The following is an 18417-nucleotide window of genomic DNA, read 5'->3' as shown; positions in this document are numbered from 1 at the left end:
CGGCGCCGCGCGTCGGTTTTTCAAGCTATGCGCTGACGACTGGGACGCGGCTCGGCGAGCGCAGCCTGCATCATCTCGCGCACTCTCGCTTCCATCAATCTTGCCGTTTCCTTGCGGTTAGAACCCTTGGAGAAGGGCACCGGATCACCGAAATGCACTTCGGCATCGAGCGAGCCCTCGGCAAGCAAACCCTTCAAATGCGGCATCAGATCCTGGTCGCCGATCCAGGCGGCGATCGGCCGGTGACGGCGGCCCATCGGCACGCCATGCAGGCGCGTATAAGCGATCGCCACCGGCTGGATGAAGACCTGGTCCGCCGCCCCTTCCGAAATCGCCATCGAGGCGGCGCCGAACAAGGTGCTCTTGAACGGCAGCACCAGATTGCCGTCGCCGGTCGAACCCTCGGCGAACAGCACCATGGCATCGCCCTTGGCCATGCGTCTGGCGATCTCGCTCGCCTGGTCGCCGGAGGTGCGCCTGCGCTCGCGCTCGATGAAGACGGTGCGCTGCAGCTTGGACAGCATGCCGATCATCGGCCAGCCTTCCATGTCGGCCCTGGCGATGAACTTCACATCGACAAAGGAGCCGAGCACCATGATGTCGGTCCAGGAGATGTGGTTGGCCGCGATGAGCAAGGGGCGCTGCTTCGAGAGCGCGCCTTTGACGTGCACGCGCATGCCCAGCGCCTTGAGGATCATGCTGTGCCAGATTTTGAGGACGACCGTCTCCGGCCAAAGCCTCGTCTTCATCGACAGGAGCTGCAGCGGCGCCAGCACCAGCGTGCCGGCGGCGACGAGGCCGAACGCCAGGAAAATCCGCAATTTCTTGATCATTCGCTCCGGCCCTATCCCACGGTCTGGCTAGCGAAGATCGCGGCGCATGACAAGCGCGCCGGTAGGGCCGTGCTCGGTCGACCGGTAGTAGTTCGGACGCTGGCCGACCTGACGGAAGCCGAGCCGGCGATAGAGCGCGATGGCCGGCGTATTGGTCTCGTCGACCTCGAGGAACAGCGCCTCGGCGCGCTGCGCATGCAATTCGCGCAGCACCGCATCGATCAATTGCCAGCCAAGCCCCTGGCGCCGATGGGCGCGAGCCACCGCGACCGTAAGGATCTCGCCCTCGCCTGCCGCGAGCCGCGCCAGCACGAAACCGACCGGCGGCTTCGCACCCTGCCCGGTCTCGCGCGCGGCGTAACCGAACACGGTGTCCTGTTCGAGCAGTGCCGCGAACTCGCCATCGGTCCAGGGGCGAACGAAATCCTCGCGATGCAGCACCGCAACGGCGGCGCTGTCGGCCACCGTCAGCGGCTCCAGCGCATAATCCCTGCGGCGCGGCTGAAAGAAAGGTATGCGCATCAGGACTTTTTTCCCTTTGGTGCATGATCTTCTCCAGAACCCGGCTTCCCGGATTCATGGCTCCGCCTTGGCAGAATGAAACCGGCCTGCGGCTTGGCGTCGGCGCCCCGCAGATAGAGCGGCTTCGGCTTTGCGCCTGGCCCTTTCGCGGCGGCCAGTCGGGCATAGGTCGCTATGTCGGCTGTGGCAACGGCCGGCCCGGTGTCGAAACCATGTCCGCTCGCCGCGATCAGCGGCGCGGCGGTGCCGGTAAGGACCGCTTTCGCATCGACTGCCATTCCGGTCGCTTGGGAAAGCGTGGCCACCATTGGTCCGTAAGTCAGAACTAACGCTTCATCGAAAAGTGCCGCATGGAGTTCCTCGCGGCCGGCGTCGAGCGCCGCCAGCACGGCGCGGCCGGGAAAGGCATTCGCGGCCTCCGCCGCCAACGCTTCCAGCGTCGTCACGCCGATGGCCGGGATCTTCAGCGCCAGGGCCAAGCCGCGCGCGGTCGAGACGCCGACGCGCAGGCCAGTGAAAGAACCGGGGCCGATCGAGACGGCTACAGCGTCCAAGCCTTGGTAGCCGATCCCGCTGGCCTTCAATGCCGCCTCGATGACGGCCATCAGATGCTCGGCATGCCCTTTGCCGAGGTCGAGCACCTGGCGGCCAAGCTCGATGCCAGCGTCAGCGTCGTGTACGCAGGCGGCGCAGAGATTGGCGGCGCAGTCGATGGCGAGCAGCTTCATAGGGCCGGTTAACCAACTGGATCAAAACACATTCCCTGTGCCCGGCATGGCCCGCCGCCGCAAGGGCCACGCCGCATAAATGTTATGCGGCTTGGCTTTAGCGCGACATCAGGAAGCTGGCCTTGACAGCGATCAGCCCGCAGCCGCGATGCGCAGCACGTGGTTGTCCCAGACATAGTCAGGTTCGGCGCGCGACCCGCCCGCACCGCCGACGATCTCGCCAGCGCCGGTCGTTGCCATGAAGTCGGCGCCGTCCGGCGCGAGACCGCAAACTTCGACCAGCGACTTCGTTGCGACAACGCGTCCGCTGGCGGCATCGATGACGGCCAGCGAATTACCCTCCGGCGAGGTCACGGCGACGGTGCCGGCATCGGAATTGGCGGCAACCGAGCCGATATAGTTGCGGAAGCCCGACAGCACGTCCTGCGGCATCTCCAAAAGCTCGAGCTCCTTGCCGCGCGCGGCGCGGCCAACCAGCGCCGGCCGGTCAGTCGCCGGCCCGCGATACTGGCAGCCGAACCAGACGGTGCCCGCCTGGTCGCGGTCCATGTGACGGATCGACAGCTGATGCAGCGCCGGCGGCAATTCGTGCTTTTCGATCAGGTCGCCAGTGATGCGGTCGACCAGCGTGTAGGAAGGCTTCATCGTTGCGATGTTGAGCTCGGCGCGGCCGAAATCCGGATGCGTTTCGATGCCGCCATTGGCGATGGCGAGCGTCCTTCCGTCGGCGAGCAGCAGCAGTTCGTGCGGACCCGTGCCGTAGGTCGGGAACTCGCCGACGCGGCTGAACTTCGCCCGCGCGTCATAGACGCCGACGACGCCGGCGGCGTTGTCGAAATCATTTTCCGTTGCATAGAGCAGCGCGCCGTCGGGCGAGAACACGCCGTGACCGAAGAAGTGCCGGCCGGCGATGCTGGCGATGGTCAAAGGCTCCTCGCGGCCGGTGTGGTCGAAGACCATCGCGAAGGTGCCGGGCTGGCGGGCGAAGACGATCGAGCGTTTCGACACCGGATCGAACGCGACGTCGTGGCCACGGTCGGGCAGATCGAGCGTGTGCAGGATCTTGCCGGCCTCGGAGAGCACGGCGGCGCCGAAGCTGCCGTCGCGCCTGACGAAGGCCGTGGCGAAGACGGCGTCCGTTGCAAGCGTCTCCGCCCAGGCGCGCGGCGCCATCGCCGCGGCGAAGCCGGCGCCGGCGGCACGCAGAAAGTCGCGGCGATCGATGAGCGGCGTCGTCACGGCGTCAATCACCATCCAGCGACGAAAAGCCGGCGGTGAGGCCAAACTCGGCGGTCATCCTGGTGCCGATCAGGGTCGAGAGGCTGGAGGTGATCAGCGCGAGATGCTCGAGCTTGTCGCGTAGCGCCGGATCGGCGAGCGTCTTGTCGATCGGGCCGCCAACAGACTTCGCCGTCGCCACGCCGTTGGTCAGCTGGATGCGGATGGATTCGGCCATCCACCGCGCATCGGCGGGCAGCGCATCGCCAAGCTTCGAGGCCTGAAACAGCTTGTCGATGCCGGACAGATTTCCGGCCAGCGAATTCAACGTGTTCTGCGAGCGCCAGTAGATCGCCTGCTTCGGCTTGTCAGCATCGGGCTTCGCGCCAAGAAAACCCTTGAGCCGCACGTCGCGGATCATTTCCAGCTCATTGATGAAAACGCCGACTAGTTCCGTGACCGCTTCGGTGCCATCACGATAGAGTGGGTTCTTCGGGCCCGGATTGGCCCAGAGCGAGGCAAAACCATCGGGCTTGCTCCACGCTTCGCGGACCTCGCCGGCCATCGCCTGGATGTTGCTGGCCACCGCCGCGCCGTAGGCGCAGCGATAGGGATCGTCCTTATTGGCAAGGGTTTCGGCGCCATCGCCGAACAGCACATATTCCAATGCACCGAGGCCCTGCATGGCAACGCTCTTTCCCGCGAGTTGCGCCGGATCGGCGGCAGAGGGATCCTTGGCAACGAGGATCGACTGCACCTGCCTCAATCCGATGCTCTTGCGGTCCGGCCAGTAGAGCATGCGCTCCAGCCGGTTGTTTTCCTTGATGGGCCCGAAGGCGATGATCTCGGCCACTGACCAGGCCTCGACAGTGGCGGCAAACTCGGTACGCGCCGCATCGAGATTTTGCTGGGACGGCGCATTGCAGAGCTGGCGCATCGCCTGGGTCAGGGTCCCGGCATGGTCGTCGAGGCTGGCGTAGACCGGGCGGACGAAGCCGTCGATCGCGCGGCCGATGACATCGGAGGCCTTGACCGCGGGCTGGGTCGGCAAGGCCATGGCCAGTAAGAAAGGAAGGGCAAGCGCGGCGGCGCGACGGTTAAACATCAGAGCGACTCCAGGAATTTGATCAGCGCATCGCGGTCGGCGGCAGCCGCGCCGGCGAAGCGGTCCCGCGCCTTCTGGCCCTCGCCGCCGTGCCACAAGATCGCCTCTTCGAGCGTCCGCGCGCGGCCGTCATGCAGATAGAAGCTGTTGCCATTGACCGTGGCGGTCAGGCCGATGCCCCAGAGCGGCGGCGTGCGCCATTCGCTGCCGCTCGCCTCCCCCACGCGCTGCCCGTCGGCGAGGCCCTCGCCCATGTCGTGCAGCAGGAAATCGGAATATGGCCAGATCAGTTGGAAGGCTTGCGCCTTGTTGGGCGTGCCGCGCATGGTGACGAATTTCGGCGTGTGGCAGGAAATGCAGCCCATCTCGTAGAACTGCTTCTTGCCGGAAAGAACCTCCGGCTTATCGAGGTCGCGCCGCGCCGGCACAGCGAGGTTCTGCGAATAGAAGGTGACGAGGTCCATGACCGGGGGCGGCGCTTCGGCCGCGCCCAGGCGCTCTTGGACGCCATTCGGCAGGGTAAGGCAAGCCTTCTCAGCCTCGGTGCAATCGCCCCAATGCTTCGGCACTTCAGGCGTCGAGATGCCGATATCGCCGGCAAAGGCATCGGCGGCCTGCTGCCGGATCGATGCGGCCTGCGCTTTCCAGCCGAAGCGGCCCAAAGTTATCGCGCCGCTCAACTCCTCGCGAACTAGGTTCGGCCGGCCGGAGATGCCGTCGCTGTCGCGGTCATGCGGATCGGCAAGGGCGAGGATGTCGGCCGGGGCGATCTCCTCGATCAGTCCGAGCCCGATCATTGGCGGCGTCAGGCGCGGCGACAACGTCGTGCGCGGGTTGAGCGGGCCATAGCCCGGATTCTCGACCGAGTAGCGGGGCTTGCGCAGCAAAACGACGGCACCGTCGCCCAGCGTTACCTTCTCTTCCGAATAGTCGATGCGCATGCGGCCTTCACCCTTGAGGCCGGGAACCGCCAGATCCTGCAATTGCGAGCCATAGACAGGATCGGGGAAATTCAGCAGCTTATGGTTGGCAAGTTCGGCTCTCTCCTCGGCATTGCTTGCATCGCGCGCCAGCCGCAAGAACATCGAGGTCGAGCCTGTGCCGCTTCCCGGCGGTCGGCCGCGACCATCCTTCAGATGGCAGTTCTGGCAGGCGCGTTCGTTGAACAGCGGACCGAGCCCGTCGGACGCCTGGGTCGATGACGGCGACGACACCCAGTTCTTGCGGAAAAGCGCATTGCCGAGCTTGAAGGTCCCTTCCTCCTCAAAGGTGATGTTGGCGGAAGGCTGCGAGAAGGCGTCGCGGTTGACGTCCTTCCTCGACGTGCCGGCGCCGCCCTGCATCAGCTCGAACGGTTCGGGCTTTGTAAAGTCGGTCGTAGGCTTGGTGACCGCCAACACCCGCGCCTGATCCTCCAGCGTCAGATCTGTGCGGCTCGTCGGCAGACCCGCCGGCTCGCCCGCCATGGCGGGAGCAGAAAGCGTGATTGCCAGCAGGAGCGTGGCACCGCGCCAGATCCGGTATCGCGGGTTCCTCGGGAGCAGCAGGCCGGCTATCTCGGCCCGCCATGAGCGGCGCGAAAAATCTATCGGGCGCCGCATTCCCGCATGTCCTTACTCCGCCTCGTTGGCCGAGTCGGCGTTGAGCTGGCCGTACTTTTCCTCGCCGATCGAGGCGAGCAGGTCGAGCTGACTCTCCAGGAAGTCGATGTGGCCTTCCTCGTCCGTCAGCAGATCCTCGAACAGTTTCATCGACACGTAGTCGCCCGCATCCTGGCAAATCTCGCGCGAGCGCTTGTAGGAGGTGCGCGCGTCATATTCGCCGGCGAGATCGGATTCGAGCACTTCCTTCACATTCTGGCCGATACGCAACGGCGCGACCGACTGCAGGTTCGGATGGCCTTCGAGGAAGATGATGCGGGCAACCAGCCGGTCGGCGTGATGCATTTCTTCGATCGATTCCGCCCGCTCCTTCTTCGCCAGCTTGGTGTAGCCCCAGTCTTCAAGCAGACGATAATGGACCCAGTACTGATTGACGGCACCAAGCTCCAGAAACAGGGCTTCGTTAAGCCGCTCGATGACCTGCGGTTCGCCTTTCATGGGTTCTGCTCCCGAATTGGCCGCGCAGTCCTCTGACGCGGTCCAGGTGTGAAACGATATCCGCGCCGCTCCCCTCTGAACGGGCGTGGTAGTTCTCGGTGACCCGAATGATCGTTTCCACCACATTTGGAAAGCAGCCGCAACAGCGGCCGCGCTTGCGCATGGCATGATAGACCTTGGCCGGCACGATAAGCTGCCAGGGATCTTCATCGAGCAGACCGATGATCGTCTGCTCGATCTCCTTCTCGGTGATGATGTTGCAATGGCAGATCAGCATTCACTTGCTCTGGCTAGCGGCGCTGTTCCGGCGCCGTTTGGCTTGTTTCTCAATTGAGCATGATCTTGTCCAAAAACCGGCTTCCACTTTTTGGGATCATGCTCGGGTGCTACTTGAACACCTTGTCCGGAGCATCAAGGCTGTCGGAGCCCTCGAAGGCGATGGCATTGAGCTTGAGCGAGCCGACCGCGCGTTCGATCGACTTGGTCTGGTCGATCAGCGCGTCGATCGCCGCCTGCACAGTGGCGTTGCCTTCCGCATTGCCTTCGGCGATCTGCTGGTCATAGGCCTCGCCGGCCAGCGCCCGCGCCTTGATCGCTTCCATCTTGGCGACCGAAGTATCGAGCTTGTCCGACAGTTCCTTGTCGATCGCCGGATCGGCCACCTTCACCATGTCCGACACCGACGGGCCGGAAACCACGGTGCCGTCGAGACGCGTATAGTTGGCGTGATAGGCGGCGCGAATGCCGATCGCATCATAGAGATGCGAGTTGTAGGTGTTGTCGGAGAAGCAGTCCTGCTCCTCCTCCGGGTCGTGCAGCAAAAGGCCGAGCTTCATGCGCTCGCCGGCCAGTTCGCCATAGGAGAGCGATCCCATGCCGGTGAGGATGGTGGAGATGCCGGCATTCGGCTCGCCATCGACGAGGGTCTTGCGCGCGGCGCCGTCTTCTTTCCAGTTGTTGACCATCTCCTGCAGGTCGGAGACCAGAAGGTCGCTTGCCGACTTCAGATATTCCGCGCGGCGGTCGCAATTGCCGCCAGTGCAGTTCTTGAGATCGTAGTCGGTGTACGGGCGCTCGCCGGCGCCTGGACCGGTCCCGTGCAGGTCCTGGCCCCAAAGCAGGAATTCGATGGCGTGATAGCCGGTCGCGACATTGGCCTCGACGCCGCCGGCTTCCTGCAGCGTGCCCGAGAGGAATTCCGGCGTCAGCTTCGAGGCGTCGACCTTCTTGCCGTTGATCTCGATCTCCTTGTTCGCAATGACGTTCGCCGTATAGAGCGAGTTCTCGTCCGACTCGGTGCCGTAGCTCTTGGCGACATAGTCGATCAGGCCTTCGTCCAGCGGCCAGGAATTCACCTTGCCTTCCCAGTCGTCCACGATCTTGTTGCCGAAGCGGTAGACCTCGGTCTGCTGGTAAGGCACGCGCGCCGCCTTCCAGGCGTCGCGTGCAGCGTTGAGCGTCTCTGCCGAGGGCTTGGCGAGAAGCGCGTCGACGGCCTTGTCGAGCGCCTCAGCCGTGATCAGCGAATCCTCGTATTTGGCGAGCGCGATGTCGGCATAGGTCTTGATCACCGCCTTCGCATCGGTTTCGGCCTTCGCCGGCAGCACGAACACGGCCGCCGTCAGCGCCGCGGTGGCGCCGATCGCGGCAAGCCTGCTGCCCCAACGCAGCGCAATAGTTCGCGGCGTGATTATCGCTTTCATCAATCCCATCTCCTCAGAAATTCAATGACATAGGCATGCGGCCGCCGGCGCGCGGCGCCAGCGCAAGCACGAATGACCGGAAAGGCAAAGTTGCCGCGCAATGGCGCGGCCAATCAGCAAAAGACACCGAAATGCCTCCAATCGAAAGGGTTCAAGGCCCAGACATCAAAGGAATGCGCCGAGAGCGCGGCCCTCCATAAAGCGGCGGAGCGGCTGGAAGTCAACTGGCGGTACAGAGAAAATTCAATTGAAACAACAGTTTAGAATTATTCTAAACTGGAATTATCAACTTTAAGCCGGCGAATGCGGCGGACATCCGGATTGACAGGCGGCCATCCTGGGTGCGACCCGGACCACGGCTCTTGCGGCGGCGGCAGACAATCGCCACTTGGCGGAAGATCCTAGATTTGAGGCAAAAAGGGCTGCGATGAAGAACGGGGTGGTCATTGTCGGTGCGGGTCATGCCGGCGTGCAGGCGGCCGCTAGCCTGCGTGAGGAAGGCTATGACGGGCCGGTCATCCTGATCGGCGACGAGAACGAGCTGCCCTATCACAAGCCGCCGCTGTCCAAGACCTTCATCAAGGATGCCGAAGCCAAGCCGCAGCCTTTGCGCGGCGAGGCCTTCTATTCCGGCAATGCCATCGACTACCGGCCGGGCGTTTGGATCGACAGGATCGATGGCGAGCGCAGGCTGGACGTTTCCGGCGGCGGCACAATTGCCTTCGACCGGCTGGTGCTGGCCACCGGCTCGCGGCCGCGGCTCCTCAAGCTCGATGGCGCGGAGCTCGCCGGCGTGATGTCGCTGCGCTCGCTGGCCGATGCGCGGCTGATCCGCGAGTTGAGCGCGCAGAGCGAGGAGGTCGTCATCCTCGGCGGCGGCTTCATCGGCCTCGAAATCGCAGCGACGCTGAGGGCCGCCGGCCGCAGGGTCACCGTCGTCGAGGCGCTCGACAGGCTTCTCGGCCGCGCCGTGGCGCCGGCAATCGCGGCGCATGTGCGCCAGCGCCTGGAGGCGATGGGCGTGCGCCTGCTCACCGGCACCACGGTTGCCCGTCTGGAAGGCGAAGGCGGCCGCGTTTCGGCCGCGATCACGTCAAGCGGCGAGCGCCTGCCGGCGCAACTGGTGATTATCGGCATCGGCGTGGTGCCCAATGTCGAGCTGGCCGAAGCCGCCGGCATCGCGATCGCCAACGGCATCCGCGTCGACCAGCATATGCAGAGCTCGATCCCGGAAATCCTCGCCGTCGGCGATGCCGCCTCCTACCGGCACTGGTTCACCGGCGGCGACGTGCGGCTGGAATCGGTGCAGAACGCCACCGACCAGGCGCGGCTTGCCGCGCGCACCATCGTCGGCCATGCCGAATCCTTCGCGGCCGTGCCTTGGTTCTGGTCGGATATCGGCGACATGAAGCTGCAGATGGTCGGCCTGACGCAAGGCGGCGACAGCCATGTCGTGCTGGGCGAGCCGGCCGAGAACAAGTTCTCGATCTACCATTATGCCGGCAACAGACTGCTCGGCATCGAATCCGTCAACCGCCCGGCCGACCACATGCTCGGCCGCAAGATGCTCGGCGCCGGCTTCTCGCCCGCGCCTCACACCGTGGCAGCCGGGCCGGATGCGCTGAAGGCGGCGCTTGCGGCCTTCAGCCAGGACGAGCCGGCAAGGGCCGCAGGCTGACGCGCTTACCCTCCCCCTTGTGGGGAGGTAGGGTTGGCTCAAGCCGCCCGCGCCTCGCGGATCGAGGTCTCCAATATATCCAGCGCCTCCGTCATGACGCCGTCCTGGATGGTGATTGGCGACAGGAAGCGGATGACGTTGCCGTAGACGCCGCAGGTGAGCAGGATGAGGCCCTTGTCGAGCGCCTTCAGCCGCACCGCATTGGCTAATTCCGCCGAGGGCAGGCCCTTCTTCACATCATTGAACTCGACGGCGTTCATGAAGCCCGGGCCGCGGATGTCGACGATCTCCGGCACGTCCTCGCGGATCGACGCCAGCCGCTGCTTCAGCCTGGCACCGAGCGCGTTGGCGCGCTCGCACAGCTTTTCTTCCTCGATGACGTCGAGCACGGCATGCGCCGCGGCGACGCCGATCGGGCTGCCGCCATAGGTGCCGCCGAGCCCGCCCGGTCCAGGCGCGTCCATGATCTCGGCGCGGCCGGTGACGGCCGACAGCGGGAACCCGCCGGCGAGGCTCTTGGCCATGGTGGTGAGATCCGGCGCCACGTCATGGTGCTCCATCGCGAACATCTTGCCGGTGCGGGCAAAGCCGGTCTGCACCTCGTCGGCGACAAGAAGGATGCCGTGCTGGTCGCAGGTCTTGCGCAGTGCCGTCATGAAATCGCGCGGCGCCTCGTAGAAGCCGCCCTCGCCCTGCACCGGCTCGACGATGATGGCCGCGACCCTGGCCGGATCGACATCGGCCTTGAACAGCTTGTCGAGCGCTGCAAGCGAATCCGCGACCGACACGCCGTGCAGCGCGACCGGGAACGGCGCATGGAAGACATCGGCCGGCATGGCGCCGAAGCCAACCTTGTAAGGCACGACCTTGCCGGTCAGCGCCATGCCCATGAAGGTGCGGCCGTGGAAGCCGCCGGAAAAGGCGATGACCGCCTGGCGACCGGTGGCGTTGCGCGCGATCTTGATGGCGTTCTCGACGGCCTCGGCGCCGGTGGTGACGAAGACGGTCTTCTTGTCGAACTTGCCGGGCAGCATGCCGTTCAGCCGCTCGGCGAGGCGCACATAGCTCTCGTAAGGAACGACCTGATGGCAGGTGTGGGTGAAGCGGTCGAGCTGCGCCTTGACCGCTTCGATCACTTTCGGATGGCGGTGACCCGTGTTGACCACCGCAATGCCTGACGAGAAGTCGATGTAGCGGCGGCCCTCGACGTCCCAGATTTCCGAATTCTCGGCACGATCGGCGTAGATCTGCGTGGTCATGCCGACGCCGCGCGAGATCGACTGGTTCTTGCGTTCGGAAATGGCTGAATTCTTCATCTCACACCTCATCGGGCCGGCGCCCGCTCCGTTTTGATGCCGTCAAAGCCTCTTCTGACCTTATTTCAGGTTTTCCTCAAGTCGGCACATTGGCCCAGTCGATTGGGCCTGCCGCAAGGCCGAAATCGGTCTCGACCAGCCGGTCGATCGTCAGGCAGAAACAGTTTCCTTTTCCGGCCGATCGATTATCCTCGCTGCAGCCGCGACGCGCCGCTGCCGGGAACGGCTCCCGCGGGCCGAGGGAACCATGAGCAGGAACGCGACATCGTCCGCTTTGCCGTCCTTGCCGCTCCGCCCCGCATGTTGTCCAAACACATTGCTGCTGCTGACCTGTGTCTTCGCGGCGCTGCTGGTTTCAGGTTGCCAGAAGCAGCAGGCAGCCGACAAAAAGCTGCCGGTGATGGTGACCACACAGACGGTCGCGCTTGCCGACTACGCGCCGCGGACCTCGCTGACCGGGGTGATCGCGGCCCGCACCCTCAACAATCTGTCGTTCCGCGTCGGCGGGCGCGTCGCCGAGCGGCTGGTCGATGTCGGCCAGCATGTCGACCAAGGGGCGGTGCTTGCCCGCATCGACCCGCAGGAACAGGAATCGGACCTGCGCTCGGCTGAGGCCGACCTCGACGCCGCGCAGGCGCAGCTCACCCAGGCCGCGGCCACTTACCAGCGGCAAAAGACGCTGCTCTCCGAGGGTTTTACCACCAGACGCGATTTCGACACCGCCAACCAGACGCTGAAAGTGGCGCAAGGCAGCGTCGATGCGGCGCAAGGCGCCTTGGCCAACGCCAAGGAAAATCTTTCCTTCACCGAGCTCAAGGCAGGAGCCGGCGGCGTGATCACGGCGCGCCAGGTCGAAGCCGGGCAGGTGGTGCAGGCGGCGCAGACCGTGTTCACCATCGCCGAGGACGGCGACCGCGACGCGGTCTTCAACGTGCATGAAACGCTGGTTGCCCAGACGCCGCCCTCCCCGGCGGTGACGATCACGCTGCTTTCCGACCCTCAGGTCAGGGCTGTCGGCAAAGTGCGCGAGATCTCACCGGCGGTCGATACCCAGTCGGGATCGATCCGGGTCAAGGTCGGCATTCCCGATACGCCTGCCGGCATGCCGCTGGGCGCGGCCGTGATCGGCACGGTCAGCGCCAAGTCCGTCAAAGCCGTCTTGCTGCCCTGGCAGGCGCTGACGTCCACCGCCGGCAAGCCCGCGGTTTGGATCGTCGACCCGTCGAGCAAGGCGGTGACCGCGGCGCCGGTCGAGGTGCTCGCCTTCGATTCCGGCGTGGTCGTCGTCGACAAGGGTCTGCAGGAAGGCCAGAGCGTCGTGACGGCCGCCGGACAGTTGCTCAGTCCCGGGCAGACGATCGAGGTGGCGGGGTCCAGCCAATGAACCGGTTGCCGCACATAGCTTCGCTGGTTCTTCTTGCTGCGCTTGCCGCCTGCTCGCGTTCGGAAGAGAAGGCGCCTGAGGTCATCCGGCCGGTCCTGTCGATGGTGGTCGAACCGAAGACCGTCGAGACCTTCGGCTTTGCCGGCTCGATCGAGCCGCAATACAGCGCCGACCTCGCCTTCCGCCTGCTCGGCCGCGTCGTCTCGCGCGACGTCAAGGTCGGCGACATCGTCAGCAAGGGCACGACGATCGCGGCGCTCGATCCGACGGCGCTGGAGTTCGCCGTCCAGGCATCGAAAGCCGATCTGTCGAACGCGCAGGCGCAATTCGCCAATGCCGCGGCCAGCGAGGAGCGGCAGCGCCAACTGCTTGCCTCCGCCAATACTTCGCAGGCTACGTTCGATGCCGCCAAACAAGCGCGCCAGGCGGCGGAAGCCGGCGTCGAGCGCGCCAATGCCGCTCTGGCCAAGTCGCAGGAGCAGCTCGGTTATGCCCGGCTGTTCTCCGATTTCGACGGCGTCGTCACAGCGATCGGCGCCGAAGTCGGCCAGACGGTTTCGCCGGGACAGACCGTCGTCACCGTAGCCCGCACCGATCCGCGCGAGGCAGTGGTCGACATTCCCGACCAATTGACCGGCGATCTCACCGTCGGCGCGCCGTTCGAGATCATTCTGCAATCGCTGCCGACCATCAAAACCGACGCCAAGCTGCGCGAGGTCGCGCCGCAATCGGAGGGCTCGACCCGCACCCGCCGCGTGCGGCTGACCCTGGTCAATCCGCCGTCAGCGTTCCGGCTGGGCTCGACGATCACGGCGACGCGCATGACCAAGCTGGCGCCGACCATCGAACTGCCGATATCGGCGCTGCTGGAAAAGAATGGCTCGGAAATGGTGTGGGTCGTCGATCCGCAGTCCTCGAGCGTGAGCGCGCGCGAGATCAAGATCGCGTCGAAAAAGGGCGGCAGCTTCACCGTGGCCGAAGGCCTCGAGGCAGGCATGCGCGTCGTCACCGCGGGCGTCCACAGCTTGAGCGAAGGCGAGAAAGTCAAGGTGCCGGAGGGCGGGGTCTGATGCAGGGCTTCAATCTTTCCGATTGGGCGCTCAGCCACCGCTCCATGGTGTGGTATTTCATGCTGGTCTTCGTCGTGGCCGGCATTTTCTCCTATCTCAATCTCGGCCGCGAGGAAGATCCCGCCTTCACCATCAAGACCATGATCATCCAGGCCAACTGGCCGGGCGCCTCGGTCAAGGAGACGGTGCAGCAGGTGACCGACCGCATCGAGAAAAAGCTCGAGGAGCTCGACAGCCTCGACTTCACCAGATCCGTCACCACGGCCGGCCAGACCGTCATCTTCGTCAACCTGAAGGACACCACCAAGGCGCGCGATGTCGTGCCGAACTGGCTTCAGGTGCGCAATATGGTCAACGACATCAAGGCGCAGTTGCCGCAAGGCGTGCAGGGACCGTTCTTCAACGACCGCTTCGGCGATGTCTACGGCAACATCTACGCCTTCACCGCCGACGGGCTGACGCCGCGCCAATTGCGCGACTATGTCGAGGATGTGAGGACAAAGATCCTGACCGTGCCGAATGCCGGCAAGGTTGACCTGGTCGGGGCGCAGGACGAGGCGATCTACCTGGAATTCTCCAGCCGGCAGATCGCCGCGCTTGGCCTCAACCAGCAGCAGATCGTCGCCAGCCTGCAGGCGCAGAACGCCATCACGCCGTCCGGCGTCGTGCAGTCCGGTCCGGAGCGCGTCAGCGTGCGCGTCGGAGGCCAGTTCACTTCCGAAGAGAGCCTGCGGGCCATCAACCTGCGCGTCAACGACCGCTTCTTCCGGCTGAGCGACGTGGCGACGATCAGGCGCGGCTATGTCGACCCGCCGACGGCCTTGTTCCGCTTCAACGGCCAGGATGCGATCGGGCTTGCCATCGGCATGAAGCCGAACGCCAATCTGCTCAAATTCGGCGAAGCGCTGCACGACGAGATGCAGAAGGTGCTGGCCGATCTGCCGGTCGGCGTCGGGGTGCATCTGGTCGCCGACCAGCCGGTCATCGTCGAGGAGGCGGTCTCGGGCTTCACGCGGGCGCTGTTCGAGGCCGTCGCCATCGTGCTGGCCGTCTCCTTCATCAGCCTCGGCCTGCGCGCCGGCTTCGTCGTCGCACTGTCAATTCCGCTGGTGCTGGCCATCACCTTCACGGTCATGGCGTATCTCGGGATATCGCTGCAGCGCATCTCGCTCGGTGCGCTGATCATTGCGCTCGGCCTTTTGGTCGACGACGCCATGATCGCCGTCGAGATGATGGTGGCGCGGCTGGAGGTCGGCGACAACCTGCGCAAGGCGGCGACCTATGTCTATACCTCGACCGCCTTCCCGATGCTGACCGGCACGCTGGTGACAGTCGCCGGCTTCATCCCGATCGGGCTCAACTCGAGCGCCGCAGGTGAGTACACCTTCACGCTGTTCGTCGTCATCGCGGTGTCGCTGCTGGTGTCATGGATCGTGGCGGTGCTGTTCGCGCCGCTGCTCGGGGTCACCATCCTGCCGGCGACGATGAAGGAAAAACATCACGACCAGCCCGGCCGGTTCACGTCACTGTTCCGGCGCGTGCTTGTCTTCTCGGTTCGCCGCCATTGGCTGACGATCATCGTGACGATGCTTGTGTTCGCGGCCTCGGTCGCCGGCTTCGGTCTCGTCCAGCAGCAGTTCTTCCCGCCATCGGACCGGCCGGAGCTGATCGTCGACTGGAACCTGCCGCAGAACTCCTCGATCACCGAGACGCGCGACCAGATGGAGCGCTTCGAGCAGCGGGCGCTGGTCGGCAACCCCGACATCGACCATTTCAGTTCGTACATTGGCCAGGGCGCGGTGCGCTTCGTGCTTGCCTATGACGTTCAGCCGGCCAATCCCTATTTCGGCCAGACCGTCATCGTCACCAAGAGCATCGAAGCGCGCAACCGGGTGAAGCCGGCGCTGGAAAAGCTGCTGCGCCAGGAGTTCGTCGGCACCGACGCGTTCGTCAAGCCGCTCGAGCTCGGGCCGCCGGTCGGCAGGCCGGTGCAGTACCGCGTCGGCGGTCCCGACATCCAGACGGTGCGCGAGCTGGCGCAACAGTTTGCCGGCGTGATCTCCGCCAATCCGAGGCTCGCCGCGCCGACCTTCGACTGGAACGAACCGCAGCGCGTGCTGAGGGTCGACGTGCTGCAGGACAAGGCGCGCCAGCTCGGCATCACCTCGTCCGATATCGCCAGCGCGCTGAACAGCACGGTGGGCGGCTCGACGATCACCCAAGTGCGCGACGCCACCTACCTGATCAATGTCGTGGCGCGCTCGCGCGAGGCGGACCGCAGCTCGATCTCGACACTGCAGAACATGCAATTGCCGACCGGCACGGGCGAGTCGATCCCCTTGGCTGCCATCGCCAATTTCCGCTACGACCTCGAGCAGCCGACGGTGTGGCGGCGCAACCGCACGCCGACGATCACCGTGCGCGCCGGCCTGGTGGGCGACGTGCTGCCTGCGACCGTGGTCAACGAGCTTAAGCCTTCGGTCGATGCCTTCATCGCCAAGCTGCCGCCCGGCTATTCGGTCGAGACAGCGGGCTCTGTCGAGGAAAGCGCCAAGAGCCAAGGACCGATCGCGGCCGTGGTGCCCTTGATGCTGTTCATCATGGCGACCATCCTGATGGTGCAGTTGCAAAGCTTCCAGCGCCTGTTCCTGGTGGTGGCGGTGGCGCCGCTCGGGCTGATCGGCGTCGTGGCCGCCCTGGTGCCCAGCGGCGCACCGCTCGGGTTCGTCGCCATTCTCGGCGTGCTGGCGCTGATCGGCATCCTGATCCGCAACTCGGTCATCCTAATCGTCCAGATCGAGGATCTCGAAGCCGAGGGCAAGGACCGCTGGACAGCCGTGATCGAGGCGACCGAGCACCGGATGCGGCCGATCGCGCTGACGGCGGCGGCGGCCAGCCTGGCCCTGATCCCGATCGCGCGCGAGGTGTTCTGGGGACCGATGGCCTACGCGATGATGGGTGGCATCATCGCCGTCACGGCGATCACGCTGCTCTTCCTGCCGGCGCTTTATGTGACGTGGTTCCGGATCAAGGAGCCGCCGAAGCGGGTGCGGGATGGCGCCAAAGCAGACGTGATCGTTGCTGCGGAGAGTTAAAAGCCAGGTCGCACCCCGTCGCGAACCTGCGAGAGAAAACTACACCCTCACAAACCCCTCGCTCGCCCGAAGCAGGTTGCGCGTATAATCCTCGCTCACGCGGTGGCCGATCAGCTGGCTTGCGGTCAGCGTCTCCACCGCTTCGCCGTTCTGCATCACCATCAGCCGTTCGCACATATGGGTGATGATGGCGAGGTCGTGACTGACCATCAGGAAGGTGAGCTTGCGCCGCCGCCGCACCTCTTCGAGCAGGTTCAGCACCTCGGCCTGGACAGAAGCATCGAGCGCCGAGGTCGGCTCGTCGAGCAAAAGGATCGAAGGTTCGAGGATCAGCGCGCGGGCGATCGCCACGCGCTGGCGCTGGCCGCCGGAGAGCTGGTGCGCATAGCGGAAGCGGAAACCCTTGCCGAGGCCGACTTCGTCCAGCGCGCGCTCGATGCGCTTCTCGCCGTCCTGGATTGCGTGAATGGCGAGCGGTTCCTGCAGCAGCCGGTCGACGGTCTGGCGCGGATGCAGCGACCCATACGGATCTTGGAAGACCATCTGCACGTCGCGGTAAAAGGCCTTGTCGCGGGTCTTGCCGAGCGTCTTGCCGTTGACAGCGATGGTGCCGGCAGCGACAGGCGCAAGGCCGGTGATCGCCTTGAGCAGGGTCGACTTGCCGGAGCCGCTTTCGCCAACCAGCCCGTAGGACTCGCCTTCCCTGACTTCGAGGTTAACGCCCTTCAGCGCGCGGAAGCGGTCGAAAAGCACCTCCAGCCCTTCGATGGTGATGGCGGCCGTCATGCCGCCCACTCCGGCTTGCGGTCGAGCACCGGCAGCGGGTGTCGCTCGAAGCCGATCCTCGGCATGCAGTTGAGCAGGCCGCGCGTATAGGGATGCTGGGCCTCGCGCAGCTCGGACGCCTTGAGCTGCTCGACCACCTTGCCGGCATACATGACGACCACGCGGTCGCAGAAGGAGGACACCAGGCGCAGATCATGCGAGATGAAGATCAGCCCCATGCCGCGCTCGGCGACCAGCCTGTCGAGAATGTTCAGCACATCGAGCTGCACGGTGACGTCGAGCGCCGAGGTCGGCTCGTCGGCGATCATCAGTTCCGGCCCGGCGATCAGCATCATGGCGATCATCGCGCGCTGGCCCATGCCGCCCGAGACCTCATGCGGGTGAAGGTCGAAGACACGGGCCGGATCGCGAATTTGCACCGCCCGCAGCATCTCCAGCGCGCGCTCGCGCGCTTCGGCCTTTCCGACTTTCTCATGCGTGCGCAGCGTCTCGACGATCTGGCGGCCGATGGTCATCACCGGATCGAGCGAGTATTTCGGGTCCTGCAGGATCATCGCGATGCGGTTCCCCCGCAGCGCACGGCGCCGGCTGGATGACACCGAGAGCAGGTCGATGCCGTCGAAGCGCAGCTTTTTCGCCGACACCTCGGCCTGCGGCGGGGTCAGGCCCATGATGGCGCGGCCGGTCTGCGACTTGCCGGAGCCGCTCTCGCCGACGATGCCCAGCCGCTCGCGGCCGAGCGAGAAGGACACGCCGCGAACCGCCTGCACGATTCCGGTGCGTGTCGGGAAAGTGACGCGCAGATCGTCGACTTCGAGCAGCGTGCCTTTCGTTTGCCTATCGGAATTGCCGCTCATTGGTTGCCGCTCATCGGTCGCCA

Annotated in this window: 16 protein-coding genes; 4 read left to right on the top strand and 12 right to left on the bottom strand. The window is 65.0% G+C overall.

Going from position 1 to position 18417, the window contains the following annotated elements; all coding sequences use genetic code 11:
- Nucleotides 1-20: 20 nt before the first annotated feature.
- The 9 genes from CK215_RS14720 to CK215_RS14680 form a co-directional block, all read right to left on the bottom strand.
- Nucleotides 21-833 carry a 1-acyl-sn-glycerol-3-phosphate acyltransferase gene (locus CK215_RS14720; RefSeq protein ID WP_066996310.1) on the bottom strand — a complete coding sequence of 271 codons (813 nt, stop codon included), beginning with the start codon at nucleotides 831-833 and terminating at the stop codon, nucleotides 21-23.
- Nucleotides 834-860: 27 nt separating this feature from the next.
- Nucleotides 861-1355 (bottom strand): ribosomal protein S18-alanine N-acetyltransferase, encoded by a 495-nt coding sequence (rimI, locus tag CK215_RS14715; protein WP_095777510.1) that lies wholly within the window; start codon nucleotides 1353-1355, stop codon nucleotides 861-863.
- On the bottom strand, nucleotides 1355-2083 hold the full coding sequence (gene tsaB, locus CK215_RS14710) for a tRNA (adenosine(37)-N6)-threonylcarbamoyltransferase complex dimerization subunit type 1 TsaB (protein WP_067324508.1): 729 nt from the start codon (nucleotides 2081-2083) through the stop codon (nucleotides 1355-1357). Before tsaB ends, rimI begins: the two co-directional genes overlap by 1 nt.
- A 132-nt stretch (nucleotides 2084-2215) precedes the next feature.
- Complete coding sequence (locus CK215_RS14705; protein WP_095831350.1) at nucleotides 2216-3322, bottom strand: DUF1513 domain-containing protein; 1107 nt, start codon at nucleotides 3320-3322, stop codon at nucleotides 2216-2218.
- Between the two features lie 4 nt (nucleotides 3323-3326).
- Complete coding sequence (locus CK215_RS14700; protein WP_245418683.1) at nucleotides 3327-4358, bottom strand: imelysin family protein; 1032 nt, start codon at nucleotides 4356-4358, stop codon at nucleotides 3327-3329.
- 47 nt (nucleotides 4359-4405) lie between these two features.
- Nucleotides 4406-6007 (bottom strand): di-heme oxidoredictase family protein, encoded by a 1602-nt coding sequence (locus CK215_RS14695; protein ID WP_095831310.1) that lies wholly within the window; start codon nucleotides 6005-6007, stop codon nucleotides 4406-4408.
- Between the two features lie 12 nt (nucleotides 6008-6019).
- Nucleotides 6020-6505, bottom strand: a complete 486-nt coding sequence (gene bfr / locus CK215_RS14690) for a bacterioferritin (RefSeq protein WP_067324504.1) — start codon at nucleotides 6503-6505, stop codon at nucleotides 6020-6022.
- Complete coding sequence (locus CK215_RS14685; protein ID WP_066996295.1) at nucleotides 6471-6782, bottom strand: (2Fe-2S)-binding protein; 312 nt, start codon at nucleotides 6780-6782, stop codon at nucleotides 6471-6473. Before CK215_RS14685 ends, bfr begins: the two co-directional genes overlap by 35 nt.
- A gap of 109 nt (nucleotides 6783-6891) precedes the next feature.
- Complete coding sequence (locus tag CK215_RS14680) at nucleotides 6892-8208, bottom strand: imelysin family protein (protein WP_170950300.1); 1317 nt, start codon at nucleotides 8206-8208, stop codon at nucleotides 6892-6894.
- Nucleotides 8209-8635: 427 nt separating this feature from the next.
- On the opposite strand from CK215_RS14680, the gene CK215_RS14675 reads away from it, so the two are divergent.
- Nucleotides 8636-9886, top strand: a complete 1251-nt coding sequence (locus CK215_RS14675; protein WP_095777515.1) for an FAD/NAD(P)-binding oxidoreductase — start codon at nucleotides 8636-8638, stop codon at nucleotides 9884-9886.
- Nucleotides 9887-9924: 38 nt separating this feature from the next.
- Here the strand turns inward: CK215_RS14675 and CK215_RS14670 are convergent, their stop codons facing one another.
- Complete coding sequence (locus tag CK215_RS14670) at nucleotides 9925-11202, bottom strand: 4-aminobutyrate--2-oxoglutarate transaminase (protein WP_095777516.1); 1278 nt, start codon at nucleotides 11200-11202, stop codon at nucleotides 9925-9927.
- A gap of 247 nt (nucleotides 11203-11449) precedes the next feature.
- Between CK215_RS14670 and CK215_RS14665 the strand changes: the two genes are divergently transcribed.
- Genes CK215_RS14665 through CK215_RS14655 form a run of 3 tightly spaced genes read left to right on the top strand, consistent with a single transcriptional unit; the run spans nucleotide 11450 to nucleotide 16751 of the window.
- Complete coding sequence (locus tag CK215_RS14665) at nucleotides 11450-12586, top strand: efflux RND transporter periplasmic adaptor subunit (RefSeq protein WP_095831309.1); 1137 nt, start codon at nucleotides 11450-11452, stop codon at nucleotides 12584-12586.
- Complete coding sequence (locus tag CK215_RS14660) at nucleotides 12583-13656, top strand: efflux RND transporter periplasmic adaptor subunit (RefSeq protein ID WP_095831308.1); 1074 nt, start codon at nucleotides 12583-12585, stop codon at nucleotides 13654-13656. The genes CK215_RS14665 and CK215_RS14660 overlap by 4 nt, the downstream gene beginning before the upstream one ends.
- Nucleotides 13656-16751 carry an efflux RND transporter permease subunit gene (locus tag CK215_RS14655; RefSeq protein ID WP_095831307.1) on the top strand — a complete coding sequence of 1032 codons (3096 nt, stop codon included), beginning with the start codon at nucleotides 13656-13658 and terminating at the stop codon, nucleotides 16749-16751. Before CK215_RS14660 ends, CK215_RS14655 begins: the two co-directional genes overlap by 1 nt.
- Before the next feature lie 39 nt (nucleotides 16752-16790).
- Here the strand turns inward: CK215_RS14655 and CK215_RS14650 are convergent, their stop codons facing one another.
- Nucleotides 16791-17537 (bottom strand): ABC transporter ATP-binding protein, encoded by a 747-nt coding sequence (locus CK215_RS14650; protein WP_095831349.1) that lies wholly within the window; start codon nucleotides 17535-17537, stop codon nucleotides 16791-16793.
- Nucleotides 17534-18394, bottom strand: a complete 861-nt coding sequence (locus CK215_RS14645; protein ID WP_066996477.1) for an ABC transporter ATP-binding protein — start codon at nucleotides 18392-18394, stop codon at nucleotides 17534-17536. Before CK215_RS14645 ends, CK215_RS14650 begins: the two co-directional genes overlap by 4 nt.
- Nucleotides 18395-18417 lie beyond the last annotated feature (23 nt).

Origin of the sequence: Mesorhizobium sp. WSM3864 (assembly GCF_002294955.1) — a bacterium.
In the GTDB taxonomy this organism is placed as follows: Bacteria; Pseudomonadota; Alphaproteobacteria; order Rhizobiales; family Rhizobiaceae; genus Mesorhizobium.
The sequence above is the reverse complement of the archived record's forward strand: the minus strand, read 5'-3'. Positions and strand labels throughout refer to the sequence as shown.